The following is a 19,997-nucleotide window of genomic DNA, read 5'->3' as shown; positions in this document are numbered from 1 at the left end:
ATTATTAATTAAAGATGGATGTTTATGAAGCTTTACTTGGTCAAGATACGGCAGTTCAATTATTACAACAAGCGGTTAAGTTGGAGCGTGTTGCCCCAGCTTATTTATTTTATGGTTGTTCAGGTGTGGGAAAAAGTATTGTTGCCAAAGGTTTTATTCAAGTGCTATTGACTGTAGATTTATCACCAGATAAATGTTCTTTGGCACAGAGAAAACTAAATAAAGGTAATCATCCAGATTTATTATGGGTAGAACCAACATACCTTAGTAAAGGCAAAATATACACTGCATCAGCAGCAGCAGTACAAGGACTAAAATTCAAAACTCCGCCCAAAATTCGGATTGAACAGATTCGTCGTATCACTCAGTTTCTCAACCGTCCTGCTCTGGAAGCCACTCGCCAGGTTGTAGTGATTGAAGATGCTCAAACTATGGCAGAAGAGCCGGCCAATGCACTTTTAAAAACATTAGAAGAGCCAGGAAACGCAACCTTGATTTTAATTGCACCTGATACTGATTCTTTGTTGACTACTTTGGTTTCTCGCTGTCAAAAGATTCAATTTTATCCTCTGTCAGAAGTTAATCTAAAAACTGTACTAGAACGAAACGGTTATCAAGCAATCCTAGAATATCCGGAAATAATCGCGATCGCTCAAGGAAGTCCAGGAAAAGCGATCGCCGCTTGGGAGATATTACAAACAATTCCCAATGAGCTATTAAAACAATTAAAGGGCGCAATTGCTACTCCTCTCGATGCCATTAAGTTAGCCAAGAATATTGCTAGTGAATTAGATTCTTCAACCCAATTATGGCTGGTAGACTATCTGCAATACTACTACTGGCAACAAAACCACCAAGTGCGATTAATGCAACAGTGGGAAAAAACTCGTCAATATCTACTGAGTTATGTCCAACCACGCTTGATTTGGGAATGTACATTACTATCACTACTTCAGGTTGAATAATGTTACCTGCTTCTCCTTAGATTATCAGGAATTTCGCCCTTAGGGATGAATTATGAATTTATGGGACAAAAAGAATGTCTTTACAACTACTTATCCTTTATCCCTTATCCCTCATCCCTTTTGTAGGTTCTAACTAAGAGACTCTAGATAATCTCTGATTAAGTTTCTGCGTCGGGGTTGGCGTAATTTTTGCAATGCCTTAGCTTCTATTTGACGTACACGTTCACGAGATAACTCTAAACAACGACCAATCTCAGCTAGAGAAAATGGTTTTTCTCCTCCAAAACCAAAGCGCATCTGAATTACTTCCCGTTCACGAGTTGTTAATTCCGATAAAAGATAATGCAGATCTTTTTGTAAAGACTCTCGCATCAAAGTCTCTTCGGGAGAGGCACTTTCGGTTTCTAATAAATCTCCCAACTCGGTGTCTTTTTCTTTACCAACTTTAATTTCCAGAGAGACTGAGCGCGGAACACGCAACAAGACTTCGCGAATTTGTGCCGCAGTCATATCTAACTCTTGGGCAATATCTTCAATTTTGGGTGTGCGTCCTTTTTCTTGAGAGATCTTACGTTGAGCTTTTTTAATTTTATTGAGCTTTTCAGTAATGTGTACAGGAAGACGAATGGTGCGACTTTGAGTTGCGATCGCTCTAGTGATCCCCTGACGAATCCACCAGTAAGCATAAGTGCTAAAACGATAACCTTTAGTCGGGTCAAATTTTTCTACTGCCCGCTCTAACCCTAAAGTTCCCTCTTGAATCAGATCGAGTAATTCTAAACCACGATTTTGATATTTCTTGGCGACAGAAACCACAAGACGTAAATTTGCCTTAATCATGTGTTCTTTAGCGCGGATGCCACTCTTTTGAGTTTTGTCTAACTCTTTGACATCACAGCCAATAACTTCTGCCCAAGCCTGTTTCCCTTGAGCTAAATTTTCTTTTAACAGGGGAATTTCCATACCCACTGCCATAGACCATCTTTTGAGGGATGGACGATGGCTGAGTTGAGTCACTAGACGGTCATGAACATCAACTAGCTCAATAAATTCCTGGAGAATTTTATTGCCTGCCTCAGCAGCCTGAGCACGTTGCTCCAGAATACTTATATGGCGTTGAACTTTTTGAGCTTCCGAAACTTCTTCATCCCTTTCTAGTAGAGGAACTCTACCAATCTCTTGTAGATATAATCTGACCAAATCAGTAGTGGTTCGGCTACCTCGACGAATATTGTCAGGGTCTATCCCCTCTAAATCAAGCTCAACAAGTTCCTCAGGAAACTTATCGGAAGCATCATTAGGGTTTTCTAAATTTAGATCAATATCGGTATTGGCTGAAGAATTATTTCTTTCGGTTTCAACGTATGAAGAACTAGCAAGCATGGCGATCTCTTAATGACGACTCCAGTGAAAAATAGGGTTCGACTCCCTCCTCTGTGAATAGGTTGCCCAATTCTTGATGAAAAAGAACATAACTGAAGTTTTTTTCGATAGTTTTCAGTTGTGGGGTCTATTCTCAGTGACAACACGGTTGGCAAGTTGTTGTTAAAATCACGATGATTTCTAGGAAGTCTATAAATATTGCTATCTGGTGTGAGGAAGAATATGAATAGACAAAAGTTCCCCAAAGTCGTAAAAATGTTATATTTCTTAATCTATTAAGTTAGATTATCCTGTGTTTTGACTAGCATATTTGAAGCTTATAATTCTTGTCCTACAACGGTTACAGCAGGTTGCAATCAAAATGAGCCAAAAATATAGCAAAAAAAGGAACCGTTAATTGATAACGTTTTTTTGATAGAGCAAAATAAGTATTTCTTTAGATATCAAATCGGTGATTACACTGGAGCAATGTTTGGCTTTTGACGTGGATAAAGCTGCATTAATGCTCTAACTTGTTCGGCATGATAAGAACTGCGAGTGAGAGGGCTAGAAACTACTTGTAAAAAGCCAATTGATTCCCCAAATTCTTGCCAAGCTTGAAACTGCTTAGGCGTAACAAAATCTTTGACGCCTAAATGTTTCTGAGTGGGTTGGAGATATTGTCCAATAGTCAAAATATCGCAGTCTACATTCCGTAAGCCTCGGATAACTGCTCTGACTTCTGCATCAGTTTCTCCTAAACCAACCATAATGCCAGATTTTGTGTATACCCAAGGAGCAATGGCACGAGAGCGTTTTAAAAGTTCGAGCGATCGCTGATAATCTCCTTGAGGACGCACTCTTTTGTAGAGTCGAGGAATAGTTTCTGTGTTGTGATTAAGTACATCGGGTTGAGCAGATAAAATTAGCTCTAGGGCTTCCCAGTTCCCACATAAGTCGGGAATCAGTAGCTCAATAGTGGTTTGAGGAGAAACTTGACGCACCTCTTCAATACAGCGGACAAATTGGGAAGCACCCTCATCCGGAAGATCGTCGCGATTTACGGAAGTAATTACCACATGATTTAGCTTGAGGCGACTTACTGCTTCTGCCAACTGAATTGGCTCATTAGGATCGAGAGCCTGAGGTTTTTTCTCAAAATCGATATCACAATAAGGACAAGCCCGGGTACAAGCCGGTCCCATAATCAAAAAAGTGGCGGTACCAACACTGAAACATTCACCTATATTGGGACAAGAAGCCTCTTCACAAACAGTGTTCAAGGATAAGTCGCGCAAGATCTCTTTAACACTACCTACTCGTTCAATTTGCGGTGCTTTCACCCTCAACCAGTCTGGCTTTACAGTCACTCCTTATTGCTCCGACTTATTATTTAAGTAATTTTGCTCTTAGTTTATTTTATCTTTTCTAGAGAACTATGTATTACTATCAATTTGTCTTGGTAAGCTTGCTATTTGATTGTAATTGGCTAACTTGGTCAAAGCGATCGCAACTTGATCGTTATTTTTCCGTAACCCTTCATAATGAAAAAATACTTGTCCGCTTAGATGGTGATCGCGATTAGTTTTAATACACTTAATTAAGTCTTTGATAGTGACATCTTTGCCATTAGCAGTAAAGGCAATACCTGGAGCAAACTTAGTTAAAGAATTGCGGTCATAAGTTTTTATTAGCTTTTTAACTTCTTGGTTATACCCAAAGAAACTGGAGCGATATATTTGGGGATGAATAATATCAACTAAACCTCTTGCTACCCAAGTTTTAGAATCTTGCAGCAAATTAGTTAAACAGAAGGGATATACTGCTGGGGACAAAGAAATAATTGCCTGAGGATTAATGGCTTTAACCTCTTGATATACTCTAGCCAAAAAGTCTGTTAACAGATTTGCCCGCCACTGTATCCACTGCTGATTTTTAGGATTACTAGGTGGTGTCTTGCCAAATTCCGCTTGATATAAAGCAGAGGTTTTATCGTCGTATCCGGCGGTAACGGGGAGAGCTGGAAGGCGATCGCATCCCTGAATTCCATCTACACAATACGTACTAATAATTTCCCTAATTATTTCCAGCATGAATTGCTGAACCTCTGGATCAAAGGAATTCATCCAAGTTAAACCGCCGTGTCTTACTATTTTGCCTTCTCGATCTATAGCCTCCCAATGGGAATACTGTTGTAAGATATGTCCCCCACTTAGAAGGTGTGAGGCGGCAAAGCCGTATTCTAACCAGGGAATAACTTTAATATTGTGCTGATGAGCCGCATGGATAATCTCCGCCAGAGGATCGCGTTGCTGTTGTTCATAGTAGGGGTCGATTATAGGTAATTTGTACTTGCTCATCACCTGACTAGGATAGAGAGTATAACCCCGATTCCAAACCACAGGAAAAATGACATTAAATCCATAGAATTGTAAGAAATCTAGCGTTTCAACAATATTTTCTCGCGATTCTAATACCTTGCTATGGGGACGATTGGCGATCCAAACTCCGCGTATTTCTGACATTATGCTTGATTACTGAAATATATTGCTGCTATCACTATTAAGCCTAATAGAAACAACGGGATCAGCAGATTAATTGGTTCGATCATGATTACATATCTACATATCAAATTAATTGGACATTATTTAGCTGCCAATTTCCCAAAGTAGCTGGCTTTATTATAAAGTTTTGTAACAAAACTCGTAAATTGAGCGGTTTTCCGAGAAATTAACTATACACGAACTGTTTTCAATTACTTTAAATAATGCAATCCTTGGTATACGAACAAACAACTTCATTCTTCAACTCTGGAGATGAATTACCCAAAACTTCAGGATACATATGGTTAATTGTCGCTGGTGTAGTTAAAACCTATACCGTTAGTGAATCAGGTATATGGATTACATTAGGATTTTGGGGGAAACAAGATGTGGTGGGTCAGCCTCTATCTTGTGTCAATCCTTACTTTCTAAAATGCATGAGCGATGTTACTACCAAAGCAATTCCTCGTTCTCAATGGAGAACCTTTTCTCAAGAATTTTTCTATCATGCACAGCAAACACAACAGTTATTATTCATTGTTCGCAATACAAGAATAGCTAAGCGATTGTGGTTGCTCTTGAAATGGCTCGCCAATAAATTTGGACGAGTAGTTCAGCAAGGAAAATTGATTGATTTCAAAATTACTCATCAAGAATTGGCTGATGCGATCGGAACTACCAGAATTACAGTGACCAAAATCCTCAATCAATTTGAACGTGAAGGTCTCATTCTTCGACCAAAAACTAAATGTATTATTCTTAAACAGTAACAAAAATTTTCTTTTCACCATATCGGGCGAGAAGCCTCGCCCTTTGAGGGCGGGGAGGGATAGCCATATCGGGCGGATACCAGGAGCGCCTGGGGTGACGTGTCCTGGTCTTGAAACCAAATATTCATTTTGAAAGTTACGCCTTTGAACGACTCTGACTTTTTCCGTTATCTTTTCAATTGAGCGATCGCTTTGTTTACCTCTATCTCTAAACCTTGTTGCTCCACAAATAATTGTCATCAAACCCTGCTTGTTGATAATTAGTGTGACCTTGAAAAAGTTACTCTCTCATTGTTTTCAGACTTAACGGGAAAAGTCAGTTAAATGCAACTTTGTATAAGCTGTAGATTGGTCAATACATTGCAGTTAGTTGATTGACAGTCATAAATTATGTCAAAATGTAAAGCGTGTTTATTACATCTTCCATTGGACAAATAAAGACGCCTACGGCGATCGCTCTTGGTAATTTTGATGGTCTTCACCAAGGGCATCAAATAGTGCTGAAACCGATTATTCATTTTATTCAACCCCTGCAACAGTCTCACGTCTATCCATCTGTAGTTAGCTTTACTCCTCACCCACGAGAGTTTTTTACTGGGGGCAAACTGCAACTTTTAACTCCTATTCCCGAAAAAGCTCAACAGCTCTCTAATATGGGAATTGAGCAATTAATTCTCTTGCCATTTGATCGAAATATGGCTTCTCTTACTCCACAGCAGTTTGTTGAGCAAATATTAGTTAAACAACTACATACGAGGCAAATAAGTGTTGGTTTAGATTTCCGTTTTGGGTATCAAAGAGAAGGAACAGCACAAGACTTACAAAGGATTGCCTCAAGTTTTGGGATCGCAGTAAATCTCAATTCTCTAAGAAAATATCAAGACTACAATAGTCAGGCAGTGCGAGTCAGTAGTTCGTTAATTCGTCAAGCTCTGCTTCGAGGAGAAATCGCTGTTGCCAATAAAATGTTAGGTAGACCCTACAGTTTGAGCGGAATAGTAGTCACAGGAAAACAGTTGGGTCGAACTATTGGTTTTCCCACAGCGAATTTGCAACTTCCTGAGGAAAAGTTTTTACCCCGATACGGTGTTTATTCAGTGGATGTTTTACTCAATCAAGCTGTAGTTAAAGGAGTAATGAATATTGGCTGCCGTCCTACTGTTGCCGGAGAAGCCCCTACTATCGAGGTTCATCTACTAAATTGGTCGGGAAATTTATACGGTCATACTATGAAAGTTAATCTACTCAAGTTTTTGCGTCCAGAGCAAAAGTTCCCTTCGGTGGAAGCTTTGAAACAACAAATAACTAAGGATTGTCAAGCAGTATTAAACAATTGAAAAATGACGATGCATAATTGGTATTTAATGACTGCATGATGGACTATGGAAGAATCAGTGACTAATCCAACCGAAACAGCTCTATTACAACCAGGCACTCTCTGGGCAAAAACCACCCAGCAAACTCAATATGCTCGTGAATGTGGTGCGCTTAAATCGATTGAAACTGAGTATCAATTGATTCAACAGAATGATATTTCTTTCGTAGTACGTAGTCTGTCTAGTTTGGCTCGCAAAGAACAGGCACGGAAAAAGCAAACCGAAACCGAACATAAAATAGGCAAAGAAATAGATCCCTTCTTACCTTATGAACCAGAGTTATTTGTAGGGGATATTTCTCCCAGTCATATCTGTTTACTCAACAAGTTTAATGTCGTAGATAATCATCTCCTGATAGTGACTCGTGACTTTGAGGAACAGACAGATTTACTTAATCTAGAAGATTTTGCTGCTTTATGGTGTTGTCTGCAAGAAATAGATGGATTGGCTTTTTATAATGGGGGAAAAACAGCTGGTGCTTCTCAACGACATAAACATCTTCAGCTTATTCCTTTACCTTTTCTACCCAATGTAGTTCATCTTCCGATTAATAACGCGATCGCCAATGTGAACTTCGAAAATGTTTTTGGTAGAATAGCTAGTTTTCCTTTCTGCCACGCGATCGCTTCCTTGGCTCTGTCTTCTAGTCGTTCCCCCAAAGCAGCAGCCAAAATTTTGCTGCAACACTATCATGCTCTGTTAAACCTAGTAGGCTTCAAGATCGATTCCACGACAGTTAATCAACGACAGCCAGGAGCCTATAATTGTTTGATTACTAGAAATTGGATGTTAATCGTACCGCGATCGCAAGAGTCTTTTCAACATATCCCGATTAATTCTTTAGGTTTTGCTGGTTCCTTATTTGTACGAGATCGCACTTCTCTCAAGTTATTGAAAGATCTAACTCCCATCAGACTGTTACAAAATGTCGCCATTTCTGATGAAGATTTTGCAGCAAGAGAAAACTCTAATCAAATCGACTAATTTTTCACTTCTTTGACAATCACAAAAGGCTGCACAATTAAGGTCGTAAACTGTTTTTGAGGTTCTTTATTCCAATTAGCTAATTGATCGGCAGTAGGCTTAGAAATTGATTGCTTAGTAATCCAGGTTTTAACTGAGACCGTGTTATCCTCAGCGATCGCCATCCCGACTTCCGATAAATCTAACTCTTCTTTGACGACGATAATTGCATCCCGCTTAGCGTGAGGTAGTAAGTCTTGCCAAGAGATATCGGCAATGTCTTGCCTTAGTCGTTCTTGTAAATTAGGCATGGTTAAGTTGGATTGTGATGAAGCTGAAATTATGATCGAGCTATCTGAACTTTAGTACAATTTTCACTCTGGTTACAAGTTCAGTCCTTTAAGTTGTTCAACCTTCGAGTAGCTAACTTGCTTGCTTAATCGATAAGCCAATACGTTTCAGCTTTTCATTAACATCTAGAACTCTAACTTTTACTACCTGTCCCACTTTGACAATTTCATTAGGGTCGGTAACGAAGCGATCACACAATTGAGATATATGTACTAAACCATCTTGATGTACTCCAATATCCACAAATGCGCCAAAATTGACTACGTTAGTAACCACACCTTCTAAAACCATCCCTTCAGTTAGATCGCTAATTTCAGCAATACCATCCTGGAAAGTAGCATACTTAAACTGTTCCCTAGGGTCTCGTCCTGGTTTTTCCAATTCTGCGATCGCATCTTGCAGGGTGGGTAAGCCAATATCTTCAGTAACAAATTGTTTGAGGTCAAGAACTTTGAGCCGTTCTCCTACTTTGCTAATCTGTTCCAAAGGTACCTTAAGGGTTTGGGCTATTTGCTTGATTACTTGATAGCTCTCGGGATGTACTGCTGTATTATCTAAGGGATTATCACCGTTACGAATACGTAAAAATCCTGCTGCTTGTTCGTAGGTTTTTTTGCCCAACTTGGCAATTTTCAATAGTTCTTTTCTATTCTTAAATGCTCCTTTTTCATTGCGATAAGCCACAATATTATTAGCAACAGTTGTGGAAATTCCTGATACAAAGGTCAGCAATTCTTTAGAAGCAGTATTTAGATCCACTCCTACATAGTTAACACAGCTTTCCACGCTTTCCTCAAGCTTTTGTTTGAGTAACTTTTGATTCACATCATGTTGGTATTGACCCACTCCAATGGATTTAGGATCAATTTTTACCAGTTCTGCCAAGGGATCTTGCAATCTTCTACCAATGCTAATTGCTCCCCGAACGGTAAGATCTAAATCAGGAAATTCTTCTCGGGCTACTTCACTAGCGGAATAAATAGATGCACCAGATTCATTAACGATTACCTTGATTGGTTTTTGTTCCAGGTGTTGACAAACTTCGCCGATAAACTGATCGGTTTCGCGGGAAGCCGTACCATTACCAATGGCAATTAAGGCAATTTGGTATTGATCAATCAACTCTTTAACGGCTTGAGCTGCTTGTTTTCGTTTCCCTTCGCCAGTATGGGGATAAATTGCCTGATATTCTAGAAACTTACCTGTATCCGACAGAACTACCACTTTACAACCAGTCCGAAAACCTGGATCGATCGCCAGGGTAGGTTTCATTCCCGCAGGAGAAGCAAGTAAGAGATTACGTAAATTAGCTTCAAAGGTTTGAATTGATTCTAGGTCGGCATAATCTTTGCGATCGCTTCTCACCTCTCGAATTAATGAAGGTTTAAGCAGACGATTAAAGGCATCTTTGAGCATTACCTGATAGAATTCCCTCATTCGAGCAGCCTTAGTCTTAATTACCTTTTGTTCCAGATAAGTCATCACTTCAGACTCATCAAAAGCAATATCTACACTTAAGACCCCTTCTGTCTCTCCACGATACAACGCCAAGATATTATGAGGGGGAATCTTACTTACACCATAGGTATAATCACGATACATTTCGTATTTAGTACTACCTTCGGGGTAATCATTTTTAATTCGTGAAGTAAACACTCCCCGCTTCAAGAAATATTCTCGTAAATAAGCTCTAATATCTGCTTGCTCTGCCACTGATTCGGCTAAAATATCTGAAGCTCCTGCTAAAGCTTGTTCAGAATTCTCTACACCTTGTTCAATATTAATATAATTGCTGGCTTCTTTGGTCAAATTTACCGATGATACCTGAGGTTTATTTTGGGCTACAATCCAATCAGCCAAAGGTTCTAAACCTTTCTCCCTCGCGATAGTAGCTCTCGTGCGCCGCTTAGGTTTATAGGGCAAATATAAATCTTCTAGTTCGATTTTATTCAAACAAGCTTCAATTTGACCTTTAAGCTGAGCGGTTAATTTATCCTGAGAGGCAATTTCTTCTAAGATTTTCTCTTTACGCTTTTCTAGTTCATCTAAATAGGTATAGCGTTCAAAAATATTTCTGAGCTGCACTTCGTCTAGGGAGCCAGTCTGCTCTTTACGATAGCGGGCAATAAAAGGAACTGTTCCCCCTTCTAGCCACAAATTTAGGGCATTGTTGATGTTGCGAGATGGTAACGCAAGTTCTTGAGCAATTGTCTGCCGAATATCTATCATTGGCGATTGCGATCGTAATTAAAAGCAAATGTAACTCTAAAGTTTAATTCTATTCTATTGTGATTATTTTCTGACTAGATGCGTCAAACTATTCGCCTTTGTGACTTCTGCCCAGTGTTAATAATCTCTGACTCTGATTTCTCATCCCTCTAGTTCACGGGCTAGCAGCTGCCATTCTGTTAGCACTTCTCTCGGAATTTTTAAAGCTAATTCCCGATTTTCTTGTAAAGGTACAGCTAATTTCAAAGTACCTTTTTGAGGGAGTTGAGGCACTATTGAAGTTAAATCATATTGACCTACATTAGGGGCGGGAGCAGACTGCTGATAATCATCTTTAGCTGTTAACACATTTCCCTCTGAAGTCAGTATTTCTAATGATTGAGGATGATTAAAAGAGTTAATTCCTGGAAATCCTACTAAGCGTAAATAATATTTTGTGTTATCAATCTGAGTTTTATCAGGAAACAACACTACCTGCCAAGTATTCCCGTCACGGTCTTTTAAAGAATCTTGAGCATGGTAACGTAAAACATCAGGCGTTTCATGATGCTGTCTTAATAGTGCTATTGCTGGTAAACAGATACTCCAAGAAATGAAACTAATAACTAGAGTTAAATTTACTAATAAAATTAAACGATAATAGCGAGTAACTTGACGACTAATTTTGTTTAGTAATTTATCGGACATCAATAGTGAAAAATTAACCATGAAAAAAATTGTTGATTTTTACTATTCTATTGGTAGCCGTTATTCATATCTTGCATCTACTCAGATTGAAACCCTAGAACAAGAATTTGATTGTCAGATTGTATGGCATCCAGTTAATAGCGCAAGACTGATTAAGCAAGGTGGCATTAGTCCTTTTGAAGGAGAGCCAGTTTCTGGGCAATACGAATGGAATTATCGTGAACAGGATGCCAAGCGATGGGCTAAATTCTACGCTATTCCCTATATTGAACCTCGTGGTCGAGTAAATTTTGACTCAGAGTTGCTGGCACGAGCTTGTACAGTTGCACAGCGTCTAGGCAAAGAAAAAGATTATAGTCGCTTGCTATTTAGAGCCATGTTTACCAGTTCATTATCCCAAATATATGAAAAAGAATGTGTTACCTGTGCCGAGGCTTGTGGTATATCGACTGATGATTTTCAAAGCCTGCTTGCAGAAAAAGAGACTATGAGCCAACTTAATAGGACAATTAACCGTGCACTCGAGTCTGGAGTTTTTGGAGTTCCCACATTTATTGTTTCGGGAGAACTTTTTTGGGGAAATGACCGAATTATTTTATTACGCCATTATTTAAAAACAATAAATTGAGTAAACAAAGAATGTAATTTCAAAGCTCTGAAATGGCTACTCAGGCTCTTAATATAATTCTCTCAGTTGTGTTATGTCATCGAAGAAAATAAAAACTAAAAAGTAATAAAGGATAAGTATTGTACCCTTTTCTAGCCTATGTATTGTAAGTGGACAACCTTAGTCTGATTCATCTTCAAAAGTTTTTAATAACAATGTGGCGATCGCTATCAAAATAAACCCAGCCCTGATTTTGAAAATCTCCCAGTATTCTAGTAATTGTAACTCTGGTAGTGCAAATCGCTTCAGCTAATTGTTGGTGAGTAAAACGGGTTTGCAAACGAATACCATCGCTAACATCTTGTCCCATTTCTTGTTTCAGCATTAACAGAAACTCTCGAAGACGGTCTTCTACTCGTTTAATGGCAACTATAGCTAGCAATTTTTCTGATTTTATTAGGCGATCGCTAAATTGAGCCAGAAATTGTCTACCTAATTGAGGGTATCTAGTAATATCCTTGAGAGAATAACGTTTGATATAAACATCTGACAGTGCGATCGCCCGATAAGGGACAGAGGAACTATCCAAACCATTGCTAAAAATGCCATTTGCCGTTACCCAGCCTAAAACAATCTCACTGCCATCAAGCTGAACTCGGCTTAACTGCACGACACCCCGATAAACTTGCCAAATACCTGAATCTAAAATACTAACTTCAGTTCCCTTTTCATATAGTTGTAGAGATAACTCCTCTCCCTTTCTTTTTAGATTTAGTTGTTGACTCAAAAGCATAATTTTCGTGGGCTATTTTGTAATATGTCTATGTTAACTTTAAGTATAGATATGTAAAGTAAACACAGGGTAAGGAAAGAGTTAAGCTTTGGATATGTTGGAAGATTTAAGGTACTTTTTCTTGACTGCAATCAAAAACTTCATCTCAGGAGTAAAAACGCTACAACGAAAATAACTTTGATTAAAAACACAATTAGCTCCTCGCACACAAAAGCTAGCTTAATTGCTATAAGTTAAGAAGTTTTTAATAGTGTTTTAAATTGTTATTGCTTTTAGTTTAAATAGCTGCAATTCCTGATTCTTGAGTTCTGATTCTTACTATTTGCTCGGATTGAGAGACAAAAATCTTACCATCACCTATCTCTCCGGTACGAGCAGCAAGAGATATTTGTTGCACTACTATATCTGCTAATTCGTCTTCGACTATCGTTTCTATTCTAATTTTGGGAGAAAATTCAACCTTATATTCTGTACCTCGATAACGATTAGTTAAGCCTTTTTTATGACCATAAGCTTTAATCTCGGATATCGTCATACCAATCACGCCAGCAGAAATTAAATTTGATTTAACGTCATCAAGTTTGTGAGAATGAATAATCGCTTCTATCTTTTTCAATTTTTGTTCCTCAACATTCATTTAATTAATTGTTAACACTTTAGTTAACTACGCTTAATTAAACAAAGGATTTATTTTATTTACTGATGTTACGCACTAATTAATTCGCTAAGTGCGGGGAAAGCTTAAGGGGAAAGGGGGAAGGGTCTACGTAAACAGCAATACCAATAGACTTCTTGCACAAAGGGCTTGACCGCATGTAGTGCTGAACCCGAAGGGTGAACCACCCTAAAGGACATTGTGCCCTTGTGGTATAACGCTTTACATAAATCGCCTTCTTACGTGATTGCACATGCTGGGTTTATTCAGCCTGCCTCACTGCTTTGTGCTCTGGGCATTGATCAACTTAACTTATCTAATATTCTAAATTTACTTTGTCGACTGCTCATCTCATATCCTAAAAAATAGCTGAAATTTTAATGAAACTTGAAAATCTCAGTGAACCGACTCCGTATTTTTACTTAATTTTGTATCAAAAATCTCTTGCGATAGCATATAAAATTACGATTGACTGTGACGGTAAATATAAACTTTTAGTGTCTATGATCACAGCTATTTGGTTTATAAAAATTTTATAAATATAAGTATGAATTAAATTAAAAATGAATAAAGAAAGTTGCTTAAAAAAAATGAAAGTAAATCTTTGTTCTGTCACTTGCTTAATTACATACTTTGACAAGTGAAATACTTTTTTTCTTTTAGATATAAGATCCATGTTAGCCTGAATGGAAACTAAATATTCAGATATATTTAGTGATACATAGTTTTATATTTTCTAGTATTACCAATCGTTATATTGTGTTCAATATCTAGATTTCAAGAAAAATTTAGTTACTTAGTTGTTCTTGCATTTTTGTATAAATATCAGATACTTTGAAGATCAAAATGCCATAATCGTTTCAATGTAATTATTGCCAACATATTTATTGCCAATATTTTTTGATTTGGTTTTAGTAGTAAAGATTGACCATGAAATAAGTTATATTTTCAGACTGGTGTGTTAGTTTTGTGATTGGTTTATTAGAGAGGAATATATTTCTCTCTTTTTTATTGACATTATAAGCTAACATATTTTTAGTTTTGAGCTTAATAAGAACTAACATGGGGAGAGAGATAGAGCGCAAGTATTTAGTCAAATCAACAGAATGGCGATCGCACAAAGAATATTTACAAGGTCAATCACAAGCGATTGGTAAAAAATATTCTCAGGGTTATATTCCAACTCAGGATAAAACTACAGTTAGATTGAGAATTGTTGGTGATCAAGGCTATCTGACAATTAAAAGTAAAGCGGTAGGAAATACACGCGCAGAATTTGAATATCCTATTCCTGTAGAAGATGCCGAAGAAATGTTGAGTAGTTTATGTCTCAAACCTTTAATTGAAAAAATTAGATATAAGATTAACTCTGGTAGGCTAGTTTGGGAAGTAGATGAGTTTTTAGGCGAAAATCAAGGATTAATTATTGCTGAAGTAGAATTAGAGAATGAAGAGCAGCAAGTAGATATTCCTAACTGGATTGAGCGAGAAGTTGACGATCCAAAGTACTATAATTCTAGTCTTGCAAAATATCCTTATAGTCATTGGCAAGATAAATAGATTACTGATTACTGAATTACTCCTAATTCCGAACTCCGAACTCCGAACTCCGAACTCCGAACTCCGAACTCTCTAAGTAATGACCGAAACTCTAATCATTTTTAGTCGCTATCCTGAGCCGGGAAAGACCAAAACTCGTATGATTCCAGCTTTGGGTGCAGAAGGCGCAGCAGAACTTCAGCGGCAGATGACTGAGCATATGTTAACCATAGCCAAAAAATATAAATCTTTCCGTAACGTAAGCATCGAAGTACATTTTGCAGGGGGAAATGGAGAATTAATGTTAGAGTGGTTGGGCAATAAGACCGAATATATTCCTCAAGTTTCAGGGGATTTAGGACACAAAATGCACCTGGCATTTGACCGCAGTTTCAAGCTAGGTAATCAGCGAGTAGTAACTATTGGTATCGACTGTCCAGATATTAATCAAGAAATATTAGAAAATGCTTTTAACTCCTTACAAAAACAAGATTTAGTTCTAGGTCCAGCTAAAGATGGAGGATATTATTTAATTGGTTTAAATCAGACCCTACCACAACTTTTTCAGAATATTGATTGGGGAACAGAAAAAGTTCTAAACCAAACAAAATATATTGCTCAGCAGTTAAACTTAAGCATTCATTTTCTCCCTACTTTGTCAGATGTTGATCTCCCGCAAGATTTAACAATTTGGCAAAAGTATAGTAATCCCATAAATTAGCTATAGTTTCTCCAAAAAACTTCGAGCAGTTTACCACTGCTCATCCCGAAATTGTTGTAGCAGGACCGATAAGTTAGTTGGATTAGTGATCGCTAATCCAAGAAATATGGTTTTTATTTGGCATGACTGTAGTATCTTGATGGGGCTCGCTATAAGCAGGATTGTTAATAAATTCATCATCTGTCAAACTATTCAGAAACTCAATTAAATCATTAATTTCTGCTTCGGTGATCTCAAAACCTTTGATGAAGCCACTTTTGTAAGGATTGTTGCTGCCAATACCTGCCCATTTCCCCTCAGCAATAGTCCTGCCTCCAGCTTGGTAATGGGCGATCGCATCTTTCAGAGTAGCAACGCTACCATCATGCATATAGGGAGCAGTCAGAGCAATATTGCGTAGACTAGGAACTTTAAAACGACCCATATCATCAGGTTCTTGGGTAATTTCGTTAATCCCTGTATTGGGTGGTGGATAACTACCTTGACCGTCAATATTGTATAAACCAGTATTGTGAAACGCTACCTCGGTAAACGCCAGATTTTCATGCTTCACTGAATCACTAAAGTTAATTCCGCCATGACAGTGGAAACATTCTGTCCGTTCACTATTAAATAACTTTTCTCCCCTAATAGCTGCCTCAGAAATTGCATGGCGATCGCCTTCATAACGATAACGATCATAGGGAGATTTGAATGACACTAAACTTCTTTCAAAGCTAGCTAGAGCTTTAGTCAGATTGCTAATATTGACGGGCTGTTTATCCTCTTTAAAAGCCGCAGTAAACATTTGACGATATTGAGGATCGTTTTGCATCCATTCAATCATCTCCTGTTCTTTACCAACCATTCCCATCTCAATCGGATGTTCCCCAAAGATGGGGATCAGGGCTTGATTTTCCAGACTAGTCATCAACGGATTTGCCCAAGTAAGCACAGGACTATAGGCAACATTAGCTAAACTCATGGAATTACGGGGATGCTTTTCATTGGTTGTGCCTATCCCTACCGGTTTTCCATCGGTAAAAGCCAATGACTGTTTGTGACAAGAAGCACAAGAATATTCTCCATTGATTGATAGACGCGGTTCATAAAATAAATGCCTGCCTAGCTCTACTTTGGCGGCAGTCATGGGATTATTTTCGGGAACTACAGGTTTAGGTGTCCACTCTGGTAAATTCCAGTTATATTCTGGTGCCACAGCCAAATTATTATTGTCCATGGCGATCGCTTTACTCAAACCGATTGATAAGCAAATAGTGAACATAAAAGTCAATACCAGGCTAACAATACGCTCGAACATAAAGTTTATTAGCAATTAATTTTTCAGCAATTAGCAAAGAAAACAATAGCCATTAGCCATTAGCCATTAGCCATTAGCCATTAGCCACTAGCTATTAGCTTAGCTACATTGCATTATCAATCAACCCGAAAGAAAGTTTGTCCAGAAGAAGATGTCTTATTAAAAGGCAAACCTAAACTATGGATAATTTCTTGACAGTCACTGTCATCAGGAGAGGACATACAGCCAACGGGAGTATCAGCTTGGTTGCGGGTTAAGTCAGTTTGGGATAAAAGCTCCGCTAAATCGGCAATTACCACATTATTATCGTAATCAAAATTTTCCAGAATAATCTTGGCTCGATTAGGATTAGCACAGTTAAAGAGATTACTTTGTGCTGAATCTTGGCAACCGGTACTACCTATGTGAATTAAATAACTATTGTTACTACCATCTTGATGGCTGGTTTGGGTACTGCTGGTTTGATGATGTGTACCCTGTCCATTTTTAAAGATACTGGACTGGCTACTGGTTTGGTGAGTAGTCTGACTATGACCTTGATGACTAGTATTGGTAGTCGTTTGCTGATTGATTTGGACGTTACTATGACCGTTTTGACTGTGGCTAGTGTGACTTTGACTAGTTTCAGCAACATTAGCGATCGCCTCATCTGGTTCTAGATCTACCCGCAAAAACTTATATCCTCCCTGCCAATTCCACCACATAGAAGTTAAGTTAAGAGGAGAAGGGGCGATCGCTGCATCTTCATGATTTAATTTTTTGGGAACTCCCAAGGTAAACTGCAAGCCTTCGTAATCTCCTTCAGGTATTGTCCCCACAACCTTAGTTCTGGTGTCCGAGGTGCCATTATCACAACCATCAGATCCATCTTCAAAGTCTAGTAGGGCAACATTTTCGTGTTGCCAGACACCATCCTGTTGTAGCTCGACAGGTACAATATTATCGTCTTCGTCTATCAGGGCAACATCGGATACATAAAAACGAAAGTCCGTAGGAGTAACCTGGGATTTTGAAGAACCTACTTTTTCATAGCTTTCACCACATTCAAACTCCTCATCGTCTACTAGGGCTTCAAAGTTAATCTTGACTTTTTGAGTTTTAGATTGTGCCTGAACAATACCATAACAACTGAAAGCGATCGCTGTAGCTAATAATATAGATTTTTTATTGAGAGATAAAAACATTGATTTTAAAAGGATAGATATTAAATTAGTGTCTTTGAACTATGGTAATAAATATATTATTTTAAATTACGAGAAACTAAATACTTTTGTCTAAAGACAAGCTGTCATATATAAAAACTTATCAGTTGATAATAGTCAATTCTTTTGTTGCTTATATAGCTCTTTAAACTTTCTCTGCTGTATTTTATGGTCAACTATGGGTTGGGGATAGTCGTAGCTGGCTCTTTCTAGATCTGGGATCTTGCCTGTCACCAAATACTCTGTTTCCATAGAACTGATTTCAGGCAACCATTGGCGAATATATTCTCCGTCTTGATCGAACTTAGCTGCTTGAGAAGCAGGATTAAAAATACGTAGTGGTTTTGGGTCCATGCCGCTAGATGCACTCCACTGCCAGCCACCATTGTTAGCAGATAAATCACCATCGTAGAGCTTTTGCATAAAATATTTTTCTCCCCAACGCCAGTCAATAATTAAATCTTTGGTCAGAAAACTGGCAACAATCATGCGACAACGGTTATGCATCCAGCCAGTTTCATTGAGCTGACGCATAGCTGCATCTACAATGGGATATCCTGTTTTTCCTTCACACCATGCCTGAAATTTAGTTTCATCGTTTTCCCAGGGAAAGTCTTTAAACTCATCACGATATGAACCTTGAGCTAATTCGGGAAAGAAAAACATACAGTGTTGATAAAATTCTCGCCAAGCTAATTCTTTTTGCCAAGTTTCTACGCTGGTTTTGGCTTCATCACTACGACAGTTGGCTAAAGTATCAATAGTAGCTTGCCACAAGACCCGAATGCCGATCACTCCAAACTTAAGTGCTGCGCTCAGCTGGGATGTACCGTCAACATAGGGAAAATTACGTTCTTCGTCGTAACAGTAGATAGCGCGATCGCAAAATTCTGCTAGTTTATCTTGAGCTGCGTTTTCTCCAGGGGCAAGCAGGAGAGGATTATCCCAGTCATAGCCCAAATCTTTAGCCTTGGGTAAAGCGATCGCACTAGCTTTTTCTGCTATCTCTAACTCAGCCTTTGTCAAACCTTCTAGCTGCTCGATCTTATTTGTTATTCCCTGTTTCTCATGTTGACTCCAGCTACGCCAAAAAGGAGTGTAAACCTTGTAAGGTTCACCGGATGACTTAGTAAGCACCTCTCCTGGTGCGTGTAATAGCTGATCCCAAAAGTTGCTGCAAGTTATACCTTTTTCTTTTAAAGCTTCAGTAACAGTGCGATCGCGCTCCTGAGAGTAAAGTTCAACATCTAAGTTCCAGAATATTGCTTTTGCCTTTAGTGCAGAAGCCAGTTGAGGAATTGCTTTTTCAGGTTGACCTTGAATAAATAATAATTGACTACCGAGTTGCTGATAGCTTTGCTGTAATTCCTGCAAACAACCCAGCATATATGTAACTCTAGCTGGTGCAATATCATCCCGTTCAAGTATATTAGGGTCTAAACAGAATAATCCAACTACCTTAGAGGTCTGTGCTTCTGCTGCTGCTAATCCGACGTTATCAGAAATTCGTAAATCGCGACGGTGCCAAAAGAGAATTAAATCGGACATGAGTTAGTTTATGCTTTTCAGTTGACTATCTTAGCGTCTTTTTAGTTCGCATGAACTGACTAATATCATTTCAGTTTTTGGCTAGAACACATCATTGATTGGTTTTAGCTATCAGCTATCAGCCACTAAAGTTATCTGTCTTAACTAAAAAGCAAAATAATATAAATTAACGTTAACGCCCAATGAATCCTGTTTATTCGACGTTCACTTTGATAGAACTATTTTCGCCTCAAACTGAATCATTAATTGAAAATTAGTTGATTTTACGCATGAAAACACTTTTTTGCACCGTTAATATGAGTGCTATGTCTCATTCTTTTGTTGCTTATTTATCTATTGCTGATTGCATCATTGCTTTAGATTAATGGCAATCAAGTTTTGTCTGC

General features: G+C 38.3%; 18 protein-coding genes. 7 read left to right on the top strand and 11 right to left on the bottom strand.

Annotated elements, in window-relative coordinates; genetic code table 11:
- Positions 1-14 precede the first annotated feature (14 nt).
- Positions 15-965, top strand: coding sequence for a DNA polymerase III subunit delta' (locus PLEUR7319_RS0104875; protein ID WP_019504082.1), 951 nt, complete (start codon positions 15-17; stop codon positions 963-965).
- Between the two features lie 129 nt (positions 966-1,094).
- Here the strand turns inward: PLEUR7319_RS0104875 and sigC are convergent, their stop codons facing one another.
- The 3 genes from sigC to PLEUR7319_RS0104860 form a co-directional block, all read right to left on the bottom strand.
- Positions 1,095-2,348, bottom strand: a complete 1,254-nt coding sequence (gene sigC, locus PLEUR7319_RS0104870; RefSeq protein ID WP_019504081.1) for an RNA polymerase sigma factor SigC — start codon at positions 2,346-2,348, stop codon at positions 1,095-1,097.
- 455 nt (positions 2,349-2,803) lie between these two features.
- Positions 2,804-3,697, bottom strand: a complete 894-nt coding sequence (lipA, locus tag PLEUR7319_RS0104865) for a lipoyl synthase (RefSeq protein WP_026102307.1) — start codon at positions 3,695-3,697, stop codon at positions 2,804-2,806.
- Between the two features lie 66 nt (positions 3,698-3,763).
- Entirely contained in the window at positions 3,764-4,852 is a 1,089-nt protein-coding gene (locus PLEUR7319_RS0104860; protein ID WP_019504079.1) for a glycoside hydrolase family 10 protein, read from the bottom strand.
- A gap of 242 nt (positions 4,853-5,094) precedes the next feature.
- On the opposite strand from PLEUR7319_RS0104860, the gene PLEUR7319_RS0104855 reads away from it, so the two are divergent.
- The 3 genes from PLEUR7319_RS0104855 to PLEUR7319_RS0104845 all read left to right on the top strand — a co-directional run bounded on the left by PLEUR7319_RS0104855 (position 5,095) and on the right by PLEUR7319_RS0104845 (position 8,000).
- Positions 5,095-5,640, top strand: coding sequence for a Crp/Fnr family transcriptional regulator (locus tag PLEUR7319_RS0104855; RefSeq protein ID WP_019504078.1), 546 nt, complete (start codon positions 5,095-5,097; stop codon positions 5,638-5,640).
- A gap of 407 nt (positions 5,641-6,047) precedes the next feature.
- Complete coding sequence (locus PLEUR7319_RS0104850; RefSeq protein WP_019504077.1) at positions 6,048-6,977, top strand: bifunctional riboflavin kinase/FAD synthetase; 930 nt, start codon at positions 6,048-6,050, stop codon at positions 6,975-6,977.
- 45 nt (positions 6,978-7,022) lie between these two features.
- Positions 7,023-8,000 carry a hypothetical protein gene (locus tag PLEUR7319_RS0104845; protein ID WP_019504076.1) on the top strand — a complete coding sequence of 326 codons (978 nt, stop codon included), beginning with the start codon at positions 7,023-7,025 and terminating at the stop codon, positions 7,998-8,000.
- Here PLEUR7319_RS0104845 and PLEUR7319_RS0104840 read toward each other — a convergent pair.
- From PLEUR7319_RS0104840 to PLEUR7319_RS0104830, 3 genes are all read right to left on the bottom strand, one after another.
- Positions 7,997-8,290: a DUF2288 domain-containing protein gene (locus PLEUR7319_RS0104840; RefSeq protein WP_019504075.1), complete on the bottom strand. Its 294-nt coding sequence runs from the start codon at positions 8,288-8,290 to the stop codon at positions 7,997-7,999. The genes PLEUR7319_RS0104845 and PLEUR7319_RS0104840 overlap by 4 nt on opposite strands.
- A 112-nt stretch (positions 8,291-8,402) precedes the next feature.
- Positions 8,403-10,559 carry a Tex family protein gene (locus PLEUR7319_RS0104835; RefSeq protein ID WP_019504074.1) on the bottom strand — a complete coding sequence of 719 codons (2,157 nt, stop codon included), beginning with the start codon at positions 10,557-10,559 and terminating at the stop codon, positions 8,403-8,405.
- A gap of 141 nt (positions 10,560-10,700) precedes the next feature.
- Positions 10,701-11,267 (bottom strand): DUF3122 domain-containing protein, encoded by a 567-nt coding sequence (locus PLEUR7319_RS0104830; protein ID WP_019504073.1) that lies wholly within the window; start codon positions 11,265-11,267, stop codon positions 10,701-10,703.
- Here PLEUR7319_RS0104830 and PLEUR7319_RS0104825 point away from each other — a divergent pair.
- Entirely contained in the window at positions 11,266-11,874 is a 609-nt protein-coding gene (locus PLEUR7319_RS0104825; protein WP_019504072.1) for a 2-hydroxychromene-2-carboxylate isomerase, read from the top strand. The two genes, PLEUR7319_RS0104830 and PLEUR7319_RS0104825, sit on opposite strands and share 2 nt — an antisense overlap.
- Positions 11,875-12,049: 175 nt before the next feature.
- On the opposite strand, the gene PLEUR7319_RS0104820 is transcribed toward PLEUR7319_RS0104825, so the two are convergent.
- Both PLEUR7319_RS0104820 and PLEUR7319_RS0104815 read right to left on the bottom strand, forming a co-directional pair.
- Positions 12,050-12,646: a Crp/Fnr family transcriptional regulator gene (locus tag PLEUR7319_RS0104820; protein ID WP_019504071.1), complete on the bottom strand. Its 597-nt coding sequence runs from the start codon at positions 12,644-12,646 to the stop codon at positions 12,050-12,052.
- A gap of 277 nt (positions 12,647-12,923) precedes the next feature.
- A complete protein-coding gene (locus tag PLEUR7319_RS0104815) occupies positions 12,924-13,262 on the bottom strand; it encodes a P-II family nitrogen regulator (protein WP_026102305.1) in 339 nt (112 codons plus the stop codon).
- A gap of 1,101 nt (positions 13,263-14,363) precedes the next feature.
- Between PLEUR7319_RS0104815 and PLEUR7319_RS0104805 the strand changes: the two genes are divergently transcribed.
- Positions 14,364-14,861, top strand: coding sequence for a CYTH domain-containing protein (locus PLEUR7319_RS0104805; protein ID WP_019504068.1), 498 nt, complete (start codon positions 14,364-14,366; stop codon positions 14,859-14,861).
- Between the two features lie 79 nt (positions 14,862-14,940).
- Positions 14,941-15,561: a TIGR04282 family arsenosugar biosynthesis glycosyltransferase gene (locus PLEUR7319_RS0104800; protein ID WP_019504067.1), complete on the top strand. Its 621-nt coding sequence runs from the start codon at positions 14,941-14,943 to the stop codon at positions 15,559-15,561.
- Between the two features lie 82 nt (positions 15,562-15,643).
- Here PLEUR7319_RS0104800 and PLEUR7319_RS34310 read toward each other — a convergent pair whose 3' ends face one another.
- The 3 genes from PLEUR7319_RS34310 to PLEUR7319_RS0104785 all read right to left on the bottom strand — a co-directional run bounded on the left by PLEUR7319_RS34310 (position 15,644) and on the right by PLEUR7319_RS0104785 (position 19,611).
- Entirely contained in the window at positions 15,644-16,861 is a 1,218-nt protein-coding gene (locus PLEUR7319_RS34310; protein WP_019504066.1) for a methanobactin export MATE transporter MbnM, read from the bottom strand.
- 116 nt (positions 16,862-16,977) lie between these two features.
- Positions 16,978-18,045, bottom strand: coding sequence for an MbnP family copper-binding protein (locus PLEUR7319_RS34305; RefSeq protein ID WP_019504065.1), 1,068 nt, complete (start codon positions 18,043-18,045; stop codon positions 16,978-16,980).
- 135 nt (positions 18,046-18,180) lie between these two features.
- Positions 18,181-19,611, bottom strand: a complete 1,431-nt coding sequence (locus tag PLEUR7319_RS0104785; RefSeq protein WP_019504064.1) for an FAD-binding domain-containing protein — start codon at positions 19,609-19,611, stop codon at positions 18,181-18,183.
- Positions 19,612-19,997 lie beyond the last annotated feature (386 nt).

Source organism: Pleurocapsa sp. PCC 7319 (assembly GCF_000332195.1).
In the GTDB taxonomy this organism is placed as follows: domain Bacteria; phylum Cyanobacteriota; class Cyanobacteriia; order Cyanobacteriales; family Xenococcaceae; genus Waterburya.
This window is presented reverse-complemented; position numbering and strand designations above follow the sequence as displayed.

Coding starts and splice junctions, on each gene's coding strand:
- PLEUR7319_RS0104855 (WP_019504078.1), top strand. CDS start 5,095: ATGCAATCCTTGGTATACGAACAAACAACTTCATTCTTCAACTCTGGA.
- PLEUR7319_RS0104830 (WP_019504073.1), bottom strand. CDS start 11,267: ATGGTTAATTTTTCACTATTGATGTCCGATAAATTACTAAACAAAATT.
- PLEUR7319_RS0104860 (WP_019504079.1), bottom strand. CDS start 4,852: ATGTCAGAAATACGCGGAGTTTGGATCGCCAATCGTCCCCATAGCAAG.
- PLEUR7319_RS0104825 (WP_019504072.1), top strand. CDS start 11,266: ATGAAAAAAATTGTTGATTTTTACTATTCTATTGGTAGCCGTTATTCA.
- PLEUR7319_RS34305 (WP_019504065.1), bottom strand. CDS start 18,045: ATGTTTTTATCTCTCAATAAAAAATCTATATTATTAGCTACAGCGATC.
- PLEUR7319_RS0104820 (WP_019504071.1), bottom strand. CDS start 12,646: ATGCTTTTGAGTCAACAACTAAATCTAAAAAGAAAGGGAGAGGAGTTA.
- PLEUR7319_RS0104840 (WP_019504075.1), bottom strand. CDS start 8,290: ATGCCTAATTTACAAGAACGACTAAGGCAAGACATTGCCGATATCTCT.
- PLEUR7319_RS0104875 (WP_019504082.1), top strand. CDS start 15: ATGGATGTTTATGAAGCTTTACTTGGTCAAGATACGGCAGTTCAATTA.
- PLEUR7319_RS0104800 (WP_019504067.1), top strand. CDS start 14,941: ATGACCGAAACTCTAATCATTTTTAGTCGCTATCCTGAGCCGGGAAAG.
- PLEUR7319_RS0104805 (WP_019504068.1), top strand. CDS start 14,364: ATGGGGAGAGAGATAGAGCGCAAGTATTTAGTCAAATCAACAGAATGG.
- sigC (WP_019504081.1), bottom strand. CDS start 2,348: ATGCTTGCTAGTTCTTCATACGTTGAAACCGAAAGAAATAATTCTTCA.
- PLEUR7319_RS34310 (WP_019504066.1), bottom strand. CDS start 16,861: ATGTTCGAGCGTATTGTTAGCCTGGTATTGACTTTTATGTTCACTATT.
- PLEUR7319_RS0104785 (WP_019504064.1), bottom strand. CDS start 19,611: ATGTCCGATTTAATTCTCTTTTGGCACCGTCGCGATTTACGAATTTCT.
- PLEUR7319_RS0104845 (WP_019504076.1), top strand. CDS start 7,023: ATGGAAGAATCAGTGACTAATCCAACCGAAACAGCTCTATTACAACCA.
- PLEUR7319_RS0104835 (WP_019504074.1), bottom strand. CDS start 10,559: ATGATAGATATTCGGCAGACAATTGCTCAAGAACTTGCGTTACCATCT.